Raw genomic sequence first — 14,719 nt, forward strand, 5'->3', positions numbered from 1 at the left:
AGTGGGCGATCAGGAACAGCGAGTTGTGCAGCACGAAGTCGGCCGGCGGCACCGCGAGCAGCACGCCGGTCATGCCGCCGATGGTGAAGGTGACCATGAAGCTGATGGTCCACATCATCGGCAGCTCGAAGCGGATGCGGCCGCGGTACATCGTGAACAGCCAGTTGAAGATCTTGGCGCCCGTCGGGATCGAGATGATCATCGTCGTGATGCCGAAGAACGAGTTCACGTTGGCGCCCGAGCCCATCGTGAAGAAGTGGTGCAGCCACACCAAGTACGACAGGATGGTGATGACCACCGTCGCGTAGACCATCGAGGCGTAGCCGAACAGGCGCTTGCCGCAGAAGGTCGAGGTCACCTCCGAGAAGATGCCGAAGGCCGGCAGGATGAGGATGTAGACCTCCGGGTGGCCCCAGATCCAGATGAGGTTGAAGTACATCATCGGGTTGCCGCCGAGGTCGTTCGTGAAGAAGTGCGTGCCGACGTAGCGGTCGAGCGTCAGCAGCGCGAGGACGGCGGTGAGGATCGGGAAGGCGGCGGTGATGAGCACGTTGGTGCACAGCGAGGTCCAGACGAAGATCGGCAGCTTCATCATGGTCATGCCCGGCGCGCGCATCTTCACGATGGTCGCGATCAGGTTGATCCCTGAGAGCAGCGTGCCGATGCCGGCGATCTGCAGCGCCCAGACGTAGTAGTCGACGCCGACGCCGGGGCTCATGTCCGCGCCCGAGAGCGGCGGGTAGGCGAGCCAGCCGGTGCGGGCGAACTCGCCCACGAACAGCGAGGCCATGATGGTCATGGCGCCGGAGACCGTCATCCAGAAGCTGAAATTGTTCAGGAACGGGAAGGCGACGTCGCGCGCGCCGATCTGGAGGGGCACGACGTAGTTCATCAGCCCGGTGACGAACGGCATCGCCACGAAGAAGATCATGATCACGCCGTGCGCCGTGAAGATCTGGTCGTAGTGGTGTGGCGGCAGGTAGCCTTCGTTGGCGCCGAACGCCACCGCCTGCTGCGCGCGCATCATGATCGCGTCGGCAAAGCCCCGCAGCAGCATCACCAGCGCGAGGATGATGTACATGATGCCGATCTTCTTGTGATCGACCGAGGTCAGCCAGTCCCGCCACAGCGGGCCCCAGAAGCGGTAATAGGTGATCGCACCGACGACGACGATCCCGCCGAGCGCCACGATGGCGAAGGTCATCTGCAGGATCGGCTCGTGGTACGGGATGTCTTGCAGCGAGAGCCGTCCGAAGATGAGCTTCTGGAGGTCCGGATTCGCAAACATGGGATCGGCCCGTTCAAGAGTTCTGGCGGCGTCGAGCCGGCGTCAGTCGTTGTTGCGCTGGGACGGCGCCGCGGAGTCGCGCTCCGGCGCCGGCATGTCGTGGCCGGGATGCGAACCGGCCCCGTGCGAGGTCTGGTCGTGGACGTGCGGGTTCTGCGCGTCCGGCTTCATGCCCTGCGGCTGCTCCACACCCCGCGGGGGGCGGCCGGAGGCTGGAGCGGTGGCGGCCGGCGGCTCGTCGCCGCGCAGGATGTGGCGGTTGTCGTAGCGCAGCCGCTCGCGGTTCTCGGTCGAGTCCTTGCCGGCGCCGCCCTTGGCGTCGATCGTCATCATCTCGCTCATGCACATCTTGCCCGGCACGGCGCACATGTTGAGGATCGAGCCGAACAGGCCGTCGGCCACGGCGTTGTAGTACCTGACCGGCTCGGCCTCGCTCGGCTTCTCCAGGGCGAGGTAGCCCTCGCGGCTCAGTTCGGAGCCCTGGGCCTTGGCCTTGGCGACCCACTGCCCGAAGCCGGCCTCGTCGAGGGCGTGGAACTTGAACGTCATGCGCGAGAAGCCGCTGCCGCTGTAGTGCGACGACAGCCCGGCATACTCGCCGGCCTTGTTGATCACCGCGTGGAGCTGCGTCTGCATGCCGGGCATCGCGTAGATCATGCCGGCGAGCGCCGGGACGTAGAAGGCGTTCATCACCGAGGCGGCGGTGATCTTGAAGTCGATCGGCCGGTCCACGGGGGCGGCGAGCTCGTTGACCGTGGCGATCCCGTATTCGGGGTAGAAGAACAGCCACTTCCAGTCGAGCGCCACGACCTCGACGGTGAGCGGCTTGACGCCGGCGGCGAGCGGGCGCGCGGCGTCGAGGCGCCTCAGCGCCCGGAACGGGTCGAGGGTGTGGGTGCTGATCCAGGTGAGCGCGCCGAGCGCGATGATGATCATCAGCGGCGCCGTCCAGATCACCACTTCGAGCTGGGTCGAGTGGTGCCAGTCGGGATCGTAGCGGGCTTCGGTGTTGGCCGCGCGATAGCGCCACGCGAAGAGCAGCGTGAACGCGATGACCGGGAGCACGATCAGCAGCATCAGCCCGACCGAGGCGAGGACGAGGTTGCGCTGCTGCACCGCCACGTCGCCCGAGGGCTGCATCACCACGAGGTTGCAGCCGGCGAGCAGGGTGGAGGCGGAGAGGGCGGCCAGCGCCCGGAGCAGCCTGCGCGCCGTCCCGGCGCGGTCTCTCGGGCGGCCATGTCCTGGGAGCGGGTCTTGGCGTGAGCCTTGGAGCGGGCTTGAGGCGGAGCGTGCCACGGCGGTCAACTCGGTTTGCCTTGCCGTCGGGCCGTCGGCCGTCCGGCGCGATCGCTAAGTCTGGTCGGATGGGGTGCCCGCGCGACCGCGCGGCTACATCTGCCTCATCTCGGAACGGTCGAGGGCGAGGGCAAGGAGCGATGCCGCCGCACCCGACAGCAGGTACAGGCCGACCATCCACAGCCCGTACCGGGCGGAGAGGCCGAGCGCCACGAGCGGCGCGAAACCTGCGCCGAACAGCCACGCGAGGTCCGAGGTCAGGGCTGCGCCGGTATAGCGGTAGCGTGCGCCGAGCCGCGCGGTCACCGCGCCGGCGGTCTGCCCGTAGGCAAGGCCCATGAGCATGAAGCCGATCGTGACGTACATGGTCTGGCCGATGGCGCTCTCGCCGAACACCAGCGGCGCGATGATGCTGCCGAGCGCGAAGGCCGCGATCAGGCCCGAGCTGAGGAGCAGCGTCCTGCGCCGCCCGATCTGGTCGGCGATCAGCCCGGAGGCGGCGACGGCGCCGGCGCAGACGATGGCGCCCGAGCACTGCACGATCAGGAACTCGCCCGCCGACCGGTCGGTGAAGAGGGTCAGCCAACTGATCGGGAAGATCGTCACGAGGTTGAACAGGGCGAAGGCGGCCAGCGGCACGAACGCGCCGATCCACACGTCGAGGGCGTGGTGGCGCAGCAGGTCGAGCACCGGCACCGGCGCGAGCCGGCCCTGCTCCATCAGCCGCACGAACTCCGCGGTGGCCACCAGCCGCAGGCGGGCGAACAGCGCGACGACGTTGATCGTGAAGGCGCAGTAGAACGGGAAGCGCCAGCCCCATTCGAGGAAGTCGGCCGCGTCGAGGTTGACGAGGAAGAACGAGAACAGCGCGCTCGCCACGATGAAGCCCAGCGGCGCGCCGAGCTGCGGCATCATCGCGTACCAGCCGCGCCGTTCCCGCGGCGCGTTGAGCGCCAGCAGCGAGGCGAGCCCGTCCCAGGCGCCGCCGAGCGCCAGCCCCTGCGCGATGCGCAAGCCCGCGAGCAGCCAGATCGAGGCGGCGCCGATCGAGGCGTAGCCCGGCAGGAAGCTCACCGCCGCCGTCGAGCCGCCCAGCAGGAACAGGGCGATCGTCAGCTTGACGCCGCGCCCGTGACGGCGATCCACGGCCATGAAGACCGCCGACCCAACCGGGCGGGCGACGAAGGCCAGGGCGAACACCGCGAACGAGTACAGCGTCGCGGTCAGCGCGTCGGGCTCGAACGAGAAGAACACCTTCGGGAACACCAGCACCGAGGCGATGCCGTAGACGAAGAAGTCGAAATACTCGGAGGCGCGCCCGATCACCACGCCGATGGCGATCTCTCCCGGCGCGACCTTGTGGCCGGCGGAGGTCGCCCGCGCGTCGCGCTCCAGGGCGTTGGAAGAGGCCAGGGCGGGCTCAGGAGTCATGGCGGATGGCCGTCCAGCTCGATGGGACGACGATTTCGCGACGCCGTCGGCTCAGGATGCGTAGCGCACCTAGCCTGGTCGGGAAACATCCGCTTTCGCCGCACGGACGATGCGGGCGCGTGATCGCGAAGCGTGTCCCGACCTCGCGCCCGGCGCACAGGGACCGGAGCCGCCGTCGACGCCTATCGATCGCGGCCCTGGCGCAGGACGCCCGCCCGATCGCACGATGCGGTCTTGCAGTGAGCGGAGCCGGGCCTCCGCTACGGCCGCAGGGCGGGTCACCCCGGCTCGCCCGGTGCCCGCGAGGCCGGCGTCCGACGGATCGGGCGCCGCGGCTTCATCTGCGCCAGTCCCCCGGCGGAACTCGTTTCTACTTGGTCGTGCGTCATACCGTGATCGCGTATGATGCCTGAGAACCGCCGAGGCGGGCCGAAGGCCGGGAACCGTCAGTTCGCCGTCCTGACGAAGGCGTAGCGTCCGACCGAGGCGCTGCCGTCGCGGTGGCGCACGGTCGCCGGATGGCGCGGATCGCTGCCCGGACCCGGTGACCGGCGCGCCTCCGGCCCGGCGGTCGATGCCGGCATGGGCCGGAGGGCTTGGCGCAGGCGCAGGACCTCCGCGCGCAGCGTCGCGTTCTCGCGCTCGACCCGGCCGAGGCGTGCGATGCCGGCGGGCGGCAGGCCGCCGAGCCGGCGCCGCCACCGGTAGAACGTCCCGACCGAGACGTGGGCCGCCGCGCAGATGCTCGCGATGGCGATGCCGGCCTCGGCCTCCCTCAGCAGGAACGCGATCTCCGCATCCGTATGGTGGGATCGACGCATGCGCAGGCTCCCCGTCACGCTCTCAGGCCGCGTCAGGACCAGCAAGAAGCGGACCGGCCGGCGGCCGCGGCCGCAACGTGAATTTTGACGTTTAGCGGCGCCGGCGCCCGCCCTGTGAGCGCGTCGCCGCGGATTTGCGCATGACCGTGCCGCTCCTGCAGCCTCTTTGGCCTTCCCCGCAGCGCCCGGAGACCGGACAATCCGTCCCGTTCAGCGGGGAGCACGGGTCCGATGGTCGAATTCACGAGACGGGGCTTGATCGGGACCGCGGCGGCGCTCGCCGCGCCCGCGCTGATCCGCCCGGCCCGTGCGGCGGATACGGTCAAGCTCGGCTGCCTGTTCTCGTCGTCCGGCACGATGGCCAACATCGAGGGCCGGCTGAACTACGTCGTGCGCATGGCCGCCGACGAGCTGAACGCCAAGGGCGGCGTCAACGGGCGCCAGGTCGAGGTGATCACCTCGGACCCGGCCTCGGACTGGCCGCTCTACGCCCAGATCGGCCGTCAGATGCTGCAACAGGAGAAGGTCGCGGCCCTGTTCGGCTGCTGGACCTCGGTGTCGCGGAAATCCGTGCTGCCGGTGGTCGAGCAGAACGACGGGCTTCTGTTTTATCCGCTTCACTTCGAGGGCGAGGAGAACTCGAAGAACGTCGTCTACGTGAACTCGCCGCCGTCGAGTTCGGTCCTGCCGGCGGTCGACTACCTGATGGGGGCGGAGGGCGTCTCCGCCAAGCGGTTCTTCATGATCGGCTCGGACTACGTCTGGCCGCGCACCATCAACAAGATCCTGAAGGGCTACTGGACCTCCAAGGGCATCGCCGAGAGCGCGTGGCGCGAGGAATACGTGCCGCTCGGGTTCTCGAACTTCCAGACGCTGGTGAACCAGGTCCGCAGCTTCGCCAGCCAGCCGGGCGGGCAGGCGATCGTGGTGCTCACCGTCGTCGGCTCCTCGATCCCCGACTTCCTGCGCGAATTCGCCAACCAGGGCATCCTGGCCACCGACGTGCCGATCCTTGGGCTCGACATGGTCGAGGCGGATCTCGAGGGCCTCGACACGACCAAGCTCGTCGGCCACCTCAATTGCTGGGCCTACCTCCAGGCCGCCAAGGGCGAGGGCAACAAGACGTTCCTCGCCGCTTGGGCCGCCTACGTGAAGGCGAAGAACGTGCCCTTCAGCGCCGACACGGTGATCGATCCGATGGTCTCGGCCTACGACAGCGTCCACCTCTGGGCGCTGGCCGCGGCCAAGGCCAAGAGCTTCGCGGTGCCGGACGTGCGCAAGGCGTTCGCCGGCCTCAGCTACGACGGCCCGTCGGGCTACACGATGACGATGACGGGCGAGAACAACTACGTGTCGCGCGGCGTGTTCATCGGCTCGGTCAACGAGAAGCGCGGCTTCGACGTGCTGTGGCAGTCGCCGGACGCCCCCAAGCCCGTGCCGTTCAGCCCGTATGGCTGAGGCGCGCGAGCAAGCGACACGTCGGCCATGGCTTCCGGCCCGGACGCGGGTCCGCTCTCCGATAGGGCCTGCGGATTCACACAGCCCGGCGCCTGACGCGTCGGTAGCCGCGCATCCCCTCGCCCCGCCTGCGGGGAGAGGGCTGCGACGACCTTGTCGTCGTCGCGAGCCAAGGCGGCAGCCGACGGTGAGGGGGTGATGCCGGATGCGTCTCGTCCGGGCTCGTTCCCTCACCGTCGCTTCGGCTTCGCCTCTCGCTCCCCGGCTGCACGACGGCGTGCAGTCGGGCCTCTCCCCGCACGCGGGGAGAGGGGACCGGTCGCGCCGCCCATGTTTCATGCGGTGACGTGGTCCGCCGGATCGTCCGCCTCGGTCGTCGCCGTGACCTTCGCGCTCGTCCTGCTCCTCCTTCCAACGACCGCAGCTTGGGCGGCCGCCGCGTTCGACCGGGCGGCCCTCGCGAAATCCTTCTGCGGCGACGGCGCGGCCGTGAGCCGGGGCGCGGAGGCGATCATCGGCTCCGCCGCGACCGCCGCCCCCGACGACCTCGCCTTCGCGGGTACGATCCTGCGGGCCCTGCTCGACCGGCGCCTCGCCTGCACCGGGGAATCCGCCATCCTCCTCGAGCGCGCCGGGGCGGCCGAAGGTCGTGACGCGGCGACCGGGGCCGCGGCCTCGGCGACGGGTGCGCGCTCGCCGGTCCTCGGCCTGCGCCAGCGCGGACTGGTCGAGACGGGTGCGGGGATCGTGGGACTGCTCACGGGCGTGAACGCGGAGGCGCGCGCGACCGGACTCTCCGCCCTGGGGCGGCGGATCGGAAGCGTACCGGAGGCCGATGCCATCCTCGACCGCGCCCGCGCCGCCGAGACGGACATCGGCCTGCGCAACGCGATCCTCCAGGCCATGCAGGCGGCGGCGTTGAACGCGCCCGACCCGGCGCGCCGCCGAACGGCGATCGCGGCCATCGCCGACGCACCGTCGAGCGCGGCCCTGTCGCGGCTCGCGGCGCTGAAGACCGACCCGGCCTACGGCGCCGACCCGACCTTCCGCGGCGCGCTGGATGCGGGGATCGCGCGGGTCGAGCGCGCGGTGGCGATCGGCAACGGGCTGGCGCTCGCCTATAACGGCCTGAGCTTTGCCAGCATCCTGTTCATGGCGGCGGCCGGCCTCGCGATCATCTTCGGCCTGATGGGCGTGATCAACCTCGCCCAGGGCGAGTTCATCATGGTCGGCGCCTACGCCGCCTATGGCGTGCAGCAGGCATTTCGCGCCCTCGCCCCCGGCCTCCTCGACCTCTATCTGCTGGCAGCGATCCCCGTCGCGTTCCTCGCCGCCGCGCTCGTCGGCATCGCCATCGAAGCTCTGATCCTGCGCCACCTCTACCGGCGGCCGCTGATGAGCCTGCTCGCCACCTGGGCGGTGAGCCTGTTCCTGATCAACGGCGTGCGCGTCGGGCTCGGCTCGCAGAACCTGCAATTTTCGATGCCGTCCTACGTCAGCGGCGGCGTGCCGCTCTATGCCGACTTCATCGTCACCTGGAACCGGCTGTTCGCGATCGCCTTCGCCGCGGTGACGCTGGCCGCGACCCTCCTGATCCTCAAGCGCACGCCGCTCGGGCTCGATATCCGCGCCGTCACCCAGAACCGCGACATGGCCGGCGCGCTTGGCATCCGCACCCGCCGGGTCGACCGCCTCGCCTTCGGCTTCGGCTCGGGGCTCGCCGGGCTCGCGGGCGTCGCGCTCTGCCCGATCTACAGCGTGAACCCGGGGATGGGCGCGAACTTCATCGTCGACAGCTTCATGGTGGTGGTGCTCGGCGGCGTCGGCACGGTGGTGGGAACGCTGGTGGCCGCCCTCGGGATCGGCGGCGCCAACGTGCTGATCGAGCCGTTCTACGGCGCGGTCGCGGCCAAGGTGATCGTGCTCGTCGGCATCATCCTGTTCCTGCAGCGGCGCCCCGAAGGACTGTTTGCCGCAAAGCGACGGCGATGAGCGGCGGAACCGACGCCGTCCGTGCTCCCATCCAAGCACCACCGCGGCGGCTCGGCGCCGCTTTCCTGCGCGACCCGCTGCTGGCCGGCGTGCTGCTGGCGATCCTCGCAGCCTGCCTCGGCCTCGTGACGCTGTCGCCGGCCCCCTACCTCGTCAACGCGGTCGGCCAACTCGCCGCCTTCGCGATCCTCGCCGTGTCGCTCGATCTCGTGTGGGGCTATCTCGGCATCCTCAGTCTCGGGCACGGGCTGTTCTTCGCGATCGGCGGCTACGTCTGCGCCATGCACCTGCTCGCGCACGCCTTTTCCGTCACCGGCGTCGCGCCGGACTTCGTGCAGTTCATGGGCTGGAAGAGCCTGCCGGCCTACTGGTTCGGCCTGACCAGCGCGCCCTACGCCCTGTTCCTGGCGCTGGCGCTCGCGGCGGCGGTCGCCTTCGTGTTCGGTTTCGCCTCGTTCCGCTCGCGGGTGAACGGCGTCTACTTCTCGATCATCAGCCAGGCGCTCGTCTACGTTGCGATGCTGCTGATGTTCCGCAACGACACCGGCCTCGGCGGCAACAACGGCATGACCGGCTTCCCGCTGCTGTTCGGGTATCCGATGGGCTCGCCCGGAGTCGTCACCGGCCTCGCCGTGGCGGCGCTGCTGGCGCTCGCGGCAGTGCTCGTCGGCACCCGCGCCCTCGTCGCGGGCCGGATCGGCCGGCGCATGCTCGCCTGCCGCGACGACGAGACCCGGCTGCGCACGCTCGGCCACAGCACGACGCGGCTCAAGCTCGGGGTCTGGTGCCTCTCGGCGACGCTCGCGGCCTTGGCCGGCGTGCTCTACGTGCCGCAGGTCGGCATCATCAACCCGCGGGTGCTCGCGCCCGACCTCTCGATCGAGATCGCGGTCTGGGTGGCGGTCGGCGGGATGGGCCGGCTCGGCGGCGCGGTGATCGGCGCGGTCGCGGTCAACGCGCTGAAGTTCTGGCTCAGCGCCGCGATGCCGGAGGCGTGGCCGTTCGTCCTCTCCGGGCTGGTTCTCCTCGTGGTGCTCGGCCTGCCCAACGGCCTGCTCGACCTCGCGACGCTGAGGCTTCGCCCGACATGGTTCCGCGCCGGAATCGGCCCGTGAGCGCCCTCGTCGTCGAGAACCTGAGCGTCGTGTTCGGCCGCTTCCGGGCGCTCGATGCGCTCTCGCTCGCCGTCGATGCCGGCGAGGTCCGCGCCGTGATCGGCCCGAACGGCGCCGGCAAGACCACGCTGCTCGACGTGATCTCCGGGATCACCAAGCCCCGGAGCGGCCGGGTGATGTTCGGCGACACCCTCGACCTGACCCGACGCTCCGAGACCGAGATCGCGCGGGCAGGCGTCCGGCGCAAGTTCCAGAAGCCGAGCGTCTTCCCCGCCCTCACGGTCCGCGAAAACCTCGACATCGGCTGCGGCACCGCGATGGTTCCGCGCCTGCGCGCCGCGCGCATCGCCGAGGTGCTCGCCGAGACCGGGCTCGACCCGCGCGAGGACGCGCTCGCGGGGTCGCTCGCCCACGGGGAGAAGCAGTGGCTCGAGATCGGCATGGTGCTGGCGTCCGATCCGAAGATCATCCTCCTCGACGAGCCGGTGGCCGGATTGTCGGATTCGGAGACCGAACGCACCGCCGCGCTGATCCACGCCCTACGCCGGCCCGACCGCGCCATCCTGGTGATCGAGCACGACATGGTGTTCGTCGAGGCGATCGCCGACCGGGTGACGGTGCTGCACGAGGGCCGCACGCTCTACGAGGGCGGCATGCAGGGCGCCCGCGCCGACGCCCGCGTGATCGAGGTGTTCCTCGGCCGATGAGCACGCCCTCAGCGCAAGCCCCGATGCGCCTCGACGTCGAGGGCCTCGACCAGCATTACGGCAGCGCCCAGGTGCTGCGCGGCGTCGCGCTGTCGATCGAGCCCGGAGCCTGCCTCGCGGTGCTCGGGCGCAACGGCGCCGGCAAGACCACGCTGCTGCGCTGTCTCAGTGGCCTGATCCCGGCGAGCAGCGGCCGGATCGCGTTTGACGGCGCCGAGGTCGGGCCGCTCTCCTCCGACCGGCGGGCGCGGGCGGGCCTCGCCACCGTGCCGCAGGGCCGCGAGATCTTCTCCGACCTCACCGTCGCCGAGAACCTGCGCGTCGCCGCCCGCGCCCACGGGCTGGAGCGGACCGACGCGATCGACGAGGCGGCGGCCCTTTTTCCGGCGCTACGCGACCTCTGGCACCGGCCCGGCGGCAACCTCTCGGGCGGCCAGCAGCAGCAGCTCGCTATCGCCCGCGCGCTCGCCACCCGGCCGCGCCTGCTCCTGCTCGACGAGCCGACCGAGGGCATCCAACCCTCCATCGTCTCGGCGATCGAGGCGGTGATCGCAGGGCTCAAGGGGCGGATCACCGTGCTTCTCGTGGAACAGTACCTCGACTTCGCGATCCGGCTCGCCGATTCCTGCGTCGTGCTCTCGCGCGGCCAAGTCGTCGAGCGCGGCACCCGCGGCGAGATCAGCCACGCCGACCTGTCCCGCCACATCGCCGTCTGACCCGGAAGGAGAACCCATGCCGACGCATCACGAGATCCCCGCGACCCCCGACACGATGGTGCTGGGCTACTTCGATGCCGCTCTCCCCCCGGTGCTGGAGATCGAATCCGGCGACACCGTCACCCTGCACTCGTTCCCGGCCGGCGGGCGCGAATCGCTCCATCCCGACCCGGCCCGCGTGCCGGCCGACCTGCTGACGGCGCTCGACACCTGCGTGCAGGGCCCCGGCCCGCACTTCGTCACCGGTCCGGTCCACGTCCGCGGCGCCGAGCCCGGGGACGTGCTCCAGGTCGAGATCCTCGATCAGAAGTTCCGCCAGGACTGGGGCTTCGTCGCGATCCTGCCGCTGCTCGGCACGCTGCCGGACGAGTTCACCGAGTACGAGACCATCCACCCCGACATCGACGTCGCCCGCGGCGTCTGCGTGCTGCCCTGGGGCACCGAGCTGCCGCTCGATCCGTTCTTCGGCATCCTCGGCACCGCGCCGCCCGCCGCCTGGGGCCGGGTCGGCACGCCGGTGCCCCGCGGCTTCGGCGGCAACATGGACAACAAGGAGCTCAAGGTCGGCTCGACCCTCTACCTGCCGGTCTACAACGCGGGCGCCGGCTTCTATGCGGGCGACGGCCACGGGGTGCAGGGCGACGGCGAGGTCTGCATCACGGCGCTTGAGACCGGCCTCACCGGCACGTTCCGGCTCACCGTGCGCAAGGACCTGGGCTACGACTGGCCGTTCGCCGAGACGCCCACCGACCTGATGTCGATCGGCCTGCACGAGAGCCTCGACGAGGCGATGCGGCAGGCGTTGCGCGAGATGATCAAGCACCTCTGCGCCCGAACAAAGCTGACCCGCAACCAGGCCTACATGCTGTGCTCGCTCGCCGGGAACCTGCGCATCACGCAGACGGTCGACGGCAACAAGGGCGTGCACATGCTGATGCCGAAATCGGCCCTGACGGCTGCCGGCTGATGGGCCGTGGCCCGAGGCTTGCTCGCCTCGTCCGATGCGTGGAGTTGTCGTGATGGATGCGGATGCGAGCGGCCGGGACGTCCAGCTTTCCCTGACGGGAATCCGCAAGGCGTTCCCGGCCAAGGGCGGCGCCGTGCCGGTGCTCGACGGCCTGAGCTTCGATATCTACGAGCGCGATTTCGTCAGCATCATCGGCCCGTCCGGCTGCGGCAAGACCACGGTGTTCAACGTCATCGCCGGCCTGCTCGAGCCGGACGCGGGCACGATGCGCTTCCGCGGCGAAGCCGTGCCCGGCCTGTCGGGCCGGGTCGGCTACATGATGCAGAAGGACCTGCTGTTCCCCTGGCGCACCGTGCTCCAGAACGTGATGCTCGGCCTGGAGATGAAGGGCATCGACCCCAAGCGCGCGACCGAAACCGCGCGGGACTACCTCGCCCGCTTCGGCCTGTCGGGCTTCGAGAACGCCTATCCCAAGACCCTGTCCGGCGGGATGCGGCAGCGCGCGGCGCTGATCCGGACGCTGATCATGGACCCGGACATCCTGCTGCTCGACGAACCGTTCTCGGCGCTGGATTACCAGACGCGGCTCTACCTGGAGGGCGTGCTGCTCGACGCGGTCGAGACCTACGACAAGACCGTGGTGCTCGTGACCCACGACATCGACGAGGCGGTGGCGCTCTCGAAGCGCGTCGTGGTGCTCGGCAACCGTCCGGCCCGGGTGAAGGCGGTGCACGACATCGCCCTCAGCGACCGCTCGCCGATCGGCGCGCGCAGCGATCCGCGCTTCTCCGAATACTTCCACACCCTCTGCGGCGAACTCGACATCCAGACCCGCGCCCAGACCCGCGCGAAGGCCGCCTGATGGCGATGCAGGCCGTGTCCGGCACCGACGCCCCCGCCGCGAAGGCGCCGGTCCGCCAGAAGGCGGCCGCGACCCGGCGCAGGCCCGGCCCGCTGGCGCGGGCGATCGACACCAACCTCGGCCGCGGCCTGATCCAGCTCCTCGCGGTCGCCGTGTTCTTCGCCGCCTGGGAAGTCGCGGTGGATGCCGGCTGGCTCACCGAGTTCCTCGTCGGTGCGCCGTCGGGGATCTGGCGGGTGTTCCTGGCTAGCGTCCGCGACGGCAGCCTCGCCCGCGACACCTGGCTCACCGTGGTCGAGGCGATCCTCGGCTTCGTGATCGGCACCATCCTCGGCTCGGTCGCGGGGCTGGGGTTGTGGTACTCGGTGCTGGTCGCCCGCATCGTCGAGCCGTTCATCGTCGCGATCAACTCGGTGCCGAAGATCGCGCTGGCGCCGATCGTCATCCTGTGGTTCGGCACCGGCTTCGTCTCGAAGGTGGCGCTCGCGGTCTCGCTGACCGCGCTGGTCGCGCTCATCGCCGCCTATCAGGCCGCCCGCGACGCCGACCCCGATCTCCAGGCGCTGCTCGCCTCGATGGGCGCATCGAAGAACCGGATCTTCCGCTCCGTCATCGTGCCCTCGACGCTGCCGGCGATCATCGGCATGTTCCGCATCAACGTCGGCTTCGCGCTCGTCGGCGCCGTGGTCGGCGAGTTCATCTCGTCCCAGGCGGGCCTCGGCCACCTGATCTACAATGCCTCCTCGCTCTACGACCTCAATGCCGTCTGGGTCGGGCTGTTCGTGCTGATGTTCGTCGGCTTCGTCCTCTACCACGTCATCGATTTCGCAGAACGCCGCATCCTGCCCTGGCGGCAGGTCAGCACCGCGGGAAGCGTCCAGGTCTGACCGCTCGGCCGGCGGCCGGAACGCCGTCTTCGCGTATCCTCGTGAAAAAGAGTCACCCGCCATGATCAAGCGTCGCCCCCTCCTCGCAGCGTTTGCCGGCGCCCTGATGTTCGGCACCGCGCCGGCGTCCGCGGCGGCGCTGAAGGCCACGGTCAGCCAAGCCTTCCAGTCGATGCTCTACCTGCCGCTCTACGTCGCCATCGACGAGGGCCTGTTCGAGCATGCCGGCATCGAGGTCACCAAGGAGACCGCCGGCGCGCCGAGCGTGGCGCTGTCGGCCGTGATCTCGAAGAGCGCGCAGTTCTCGATCCACGGACCCGAATGGACGGCGGTCGCGGCCTCGAAGGGCGCGCCGGTGGGCGTGATCGCCAACGTCGTGAACGGCGCCGCGGTCTGGATCGCGACGACGCCGGACTTCCCGTTCAAGGACGTGAAGGATCTAAAGGGCCAGACCATCGTCACCGGCCTGATGCCGACGACGAGCACGTCCCTCTTCCTGAAGCTCCTCAAGGAGAACGGGATGAGCAAGGACGACGTCACCCTGACCCAGGTCCAGCTCGGCACCGAGCCCGGTCCGTTCCTTGCGGGCCAAGCCAAGGTCGCGGTGCTCTACGAGCCCGGCCTCGATCAGGTCGCGGCCAAGGGCATGAAGGTGGTGCTCGGCTTCCCCGAGAAGTACGGTCCCTACGCCTTCTCGGCGGTGAGCGCGCGCAAGGACGTCGATCCGGCCGTCGCGCAGGCCTTCGTCAACGGGATGCAGGCCGCGATCCGGCTGATGCAGGCGGAGCCGGCCAAGGCCGTCACGGTGGCGAAGAAGGAATTTCCGAATCTCGACCCGGCGGTGGTCGAGGCCGCCGTGAAGCGCATGATGGGCGACAAGGTCTACCCGGAGAGCGTCGACATTACGCCCGACGCCCTGAAGATCGCCCTCGACACGCAGATCGCGCTGGGCAACCTCGCGGCCCAGCCCGACTACGCCGCCTTCGTGCGCCGCGAGTTCATCGCCAAGGCTGTCGCGGGCGAGTGAGCCGCAGGCGCGGTTGTGCTGTCGCGACGTCCTGGCGGCACCGGTCGCGCTCGGAGCCAGAGCATTTCCCATGATCTCCGGATCATAGGAAATGCTCTAAGTTCTTGTGTGGCCAAATTATTTTTCTCACGTGAGCCGGCATCCACCTC

At 69.8% G+C, this 14,719-nt stretch carries 13 protein-coding genes; 9 read left to right on the forward strand and 4 right to left on the reverse strand.

Annotated elements, in window-relative coordinates; genetic code table 11:
* From ACFE86_RS05470 to ACFE86_RS05485, 4 genes are all read right to left on the reverse strand, one after another.
* Positions 1–1,288, reverse strand: a 1,288-nt coding sequence (locus tag ACFE86_RS05470; RefSeq protein WP_375454312.1) for a cbb3-type cytochrome c oxidase subunit I, incomplete at its 3' end; no start/stop codon positions are given.
* A 42-nt stretch (positions 1,289–1,330) separates the two neighbouring features.
* Positions 1,331–2,491: a ubiquinol oxidase subunit II gene (gene cyoA, locus ACFE86_RS05475; RefSeq protein ID WP_375454346.1), complete on the reverse strand. Its 1,161-nt coding sequence runs from the start codon at positions 2,489–2,491 to the stop codon at positions 1,331–1,333.
* 189 nt (positions 2,492–2,680) lie between these two features.
* Positions 2,681–4,018 carry an MFS transporter gene (locus tag ACFE86_RS05480; protein ID WP_375454313.1) on the reverse strand — a complete coding sequence of 446 codons (1,338 nt, stop codon included), beginning with the start codon at positions 4,016–4,018 and terminating at the stop codon, positions 2,681–2,683.
* A gap of 446 nt (positions 4,019–4,464) precedes the next feature.
* The gene (locus ACFE86_RS05485) at positions 4,465–4,839 is read right to left on the reverse strand and encodes a transposase (protein ID WP_375454314.1); all 375 of its coding nucleotides are present in this window, start codon (positions 4,837–4,839) and stop codon (positions 4,465–4,467) included.
* A 231-nt stretch (positions 4,840–5,070) separates the two neighbouring features.
* Between ACFE86_RS05485 and ACFE86_RS05490 the strand changes: the two genes are divergently transcribed.
* From ACFE86_RS05490 to ACFE86_RS05530, 9 genes are all read left to right on the forward strand, one after another.
* On the forward strand, positions 5,071–6,297 hold the full coding sequence (locus ACFE86_RS05490; protein ID WP_375454315.1) for a transporter substrate-binding protein: 1,227 nt from the start codon (positions 5,071–5,073) through the stop codon (positions 6,295–6,297).
* Between the two features lie 342 nt (positions 6,298–6,639).
* The gene (urtB, locus tag ACFE86_RS05495) at positions 6,640–8,289 is read left to right on the forward strand and encodes an urea ABC transporter permease subunit UrtB (protein WP_375454316.1); all 1,650 of its coding nucleotides are present in this window, start codon (positions 6,640–6,642) and stop codon (positions 8,287–8,289) included.
* Entirely contained in the window at positions 8,286–9,404 is a 1,119-nt protein-coding gene (gene urtC, locus ACFE86_RS05500; RefSeq protein WP_375454317.1) for an urea ABC transporter permease subunit UrtC, read from the forward strand. Before urtB ends, urtC begins: the two co-directional genes overlap by 4 nt.
* Complete coding sequence (locus ACFE86_RS05505) at positions 9,401–10,111, forward strand: ABC transporter ATP-binding protein (RefSeq protein WP_375454318.1); 711 nt, start codon at positions 9,401–9,403, stop codon at positions 10,109–10,111. Before urtC ends, ACFE86_RS05505 begins: the two co-directional genes overlap by 4 nt.
* Entirely contained in the window at positions 10,108–10,827 is a 720-nt protein-coding gene (urtE, locus tag ACFE86_RS05510; protein ID WP_375454319.1) for an urea ABC transporter ATP-binding subunit UrtE, read from the forward strand. The genes ACFE86_RS05505 and urtE overlap by 4 nt, the downstream gene beginning before the upstream one ends.
* Positions 10,828–10,843: 16 nt before the next feature.
* Positions 10,844–11,794, forward strand: coding sequence for an acetamidase/formamidase family protein (locus ACFE86_RS05515; protein ID WP_375454320.1), 951 nt, complete (start codon positions 10,844–10,846; stop codon positions 11,792–11,794).
* A gap of 52 nt (positions 11,795–11,846) precedes the next feature.
* The gene (locus ACFE86_RS05520) at positions 11,847–12,656 is read left to right on the forward strand and encodes an ABC transporter ATP-binding protein (protein ID WP_375454321.1); all 810 of its coding nucleotides are present in this window, start codon (positions 11,847–11,849) and stop codon (positions 12,654–12,656) included.
* The gene (locus ACFE86_RS05525) at positions 12,656–13,543 is read left to right on the forward strand and encodes an ABC transporter permease (protein WP_375454322.1); all 888 of its coding nucleotides are present in this window, start codon (positions 12,656–12,658) and stop codon (positions 13,541–13,543) included. The genes ACFE86_RS05520 and ACFE86_RS05525 overlap by 1 nt, the downstream gene beginning before the upstream one ends.
* 61 nt (positions 13,544–13,604) lie before the next feature.
* Complete coding sequence (locus ACFE86_RS05530) at positions 13,605–14,570, forward strand: ABC transporter substrate-binding protein (protein ID WP_375454323.1); 966 nt, start codon at positions 13,605–13,607, stop codon at positions 14,568–14,570.
* The last annotated feature ends 149 nt before the right edge of the window (positions 14,571–14,719 follow it).

This window comes from uncultured Methylobacterium sp., from assembly GCF_964244095.1.
Lineage (GTDB): Bacteria > Pseudomonadota > Alphaproteobacteria > Rhizobiales > Beijerinckiaceae > Methylobacterium.

What these genes read in the sequence shown, in the direction of transcription:
- ACFE86_RS05480 (WP_375454313.1), bottom strand. Translation starts at nt 4,018, where the DNA reads ATGACTCCTGAGCCCGCCCTGGCCTCTTCCAACGCCCTGGAGCGCGAC.
- ACFE86_RS05520 (WP_375454321.1), top strand. Translation starts at nt 11,847, where the DNA reads ATGGATGCGGATGCGAGCGGCCGGGACGTCCAGCTTTCCCTGACGGGA.
- urtE (WP_375454319.1), top strand. Translation starts at nt 10,108, where the DNA reads ATGAGCACGCCCTCAGCGCAAGCCCCGATGCGCCTCGACGTCGAGGGC.
- urtC (WP_375454317.1), top strand. Translation starts at nt 8,286, where the DNA reads ATGAGCGGCGGAACCGACGCCGTCCGTGCTCCCATCCAAGCACCACCG.
- ACFE86_RS05515 (WP_375454320.1), top strand. Translation starts at nt 10,844, where the DNA reads ATGCCGACGCATCACGAGATCCCCGCGACCCCCGACACGATGGTGCTG.
- ACFE86_RS05485 (WP_375454314.1), bottom strand. Translation starts at nt 4,839, where the DNA reads ATGCGTCGATCCCACCATACGGATGCGGAGATCGCGTTCCTGCTGAGG.
- ACFE86_RS05490 (WP_375454315.1), top strand. Translation starts at nt 5,071, where the DNA reads ATGGTCGAATTCACGAGACGGGGCTTGATCGGGACCGCGGCGGCGCTC.
- ACFE86_RS05525 (WP_375454322.1), top strand. Translation starts at nt 12,656, where the DNA reads ATGGCGATGCAGGCCGTGTCCGGCACCGACGCCCCCGCCGCGAAGGCG.
- ACFE86_RS05530 (WP_375454323.1), top strand. Translation starts at nt 13,605, where the DNA reads ATGATCAAGCGTCGCCCCCTCCTCGCAGCGTTTGCCGGCGCCCTGATG.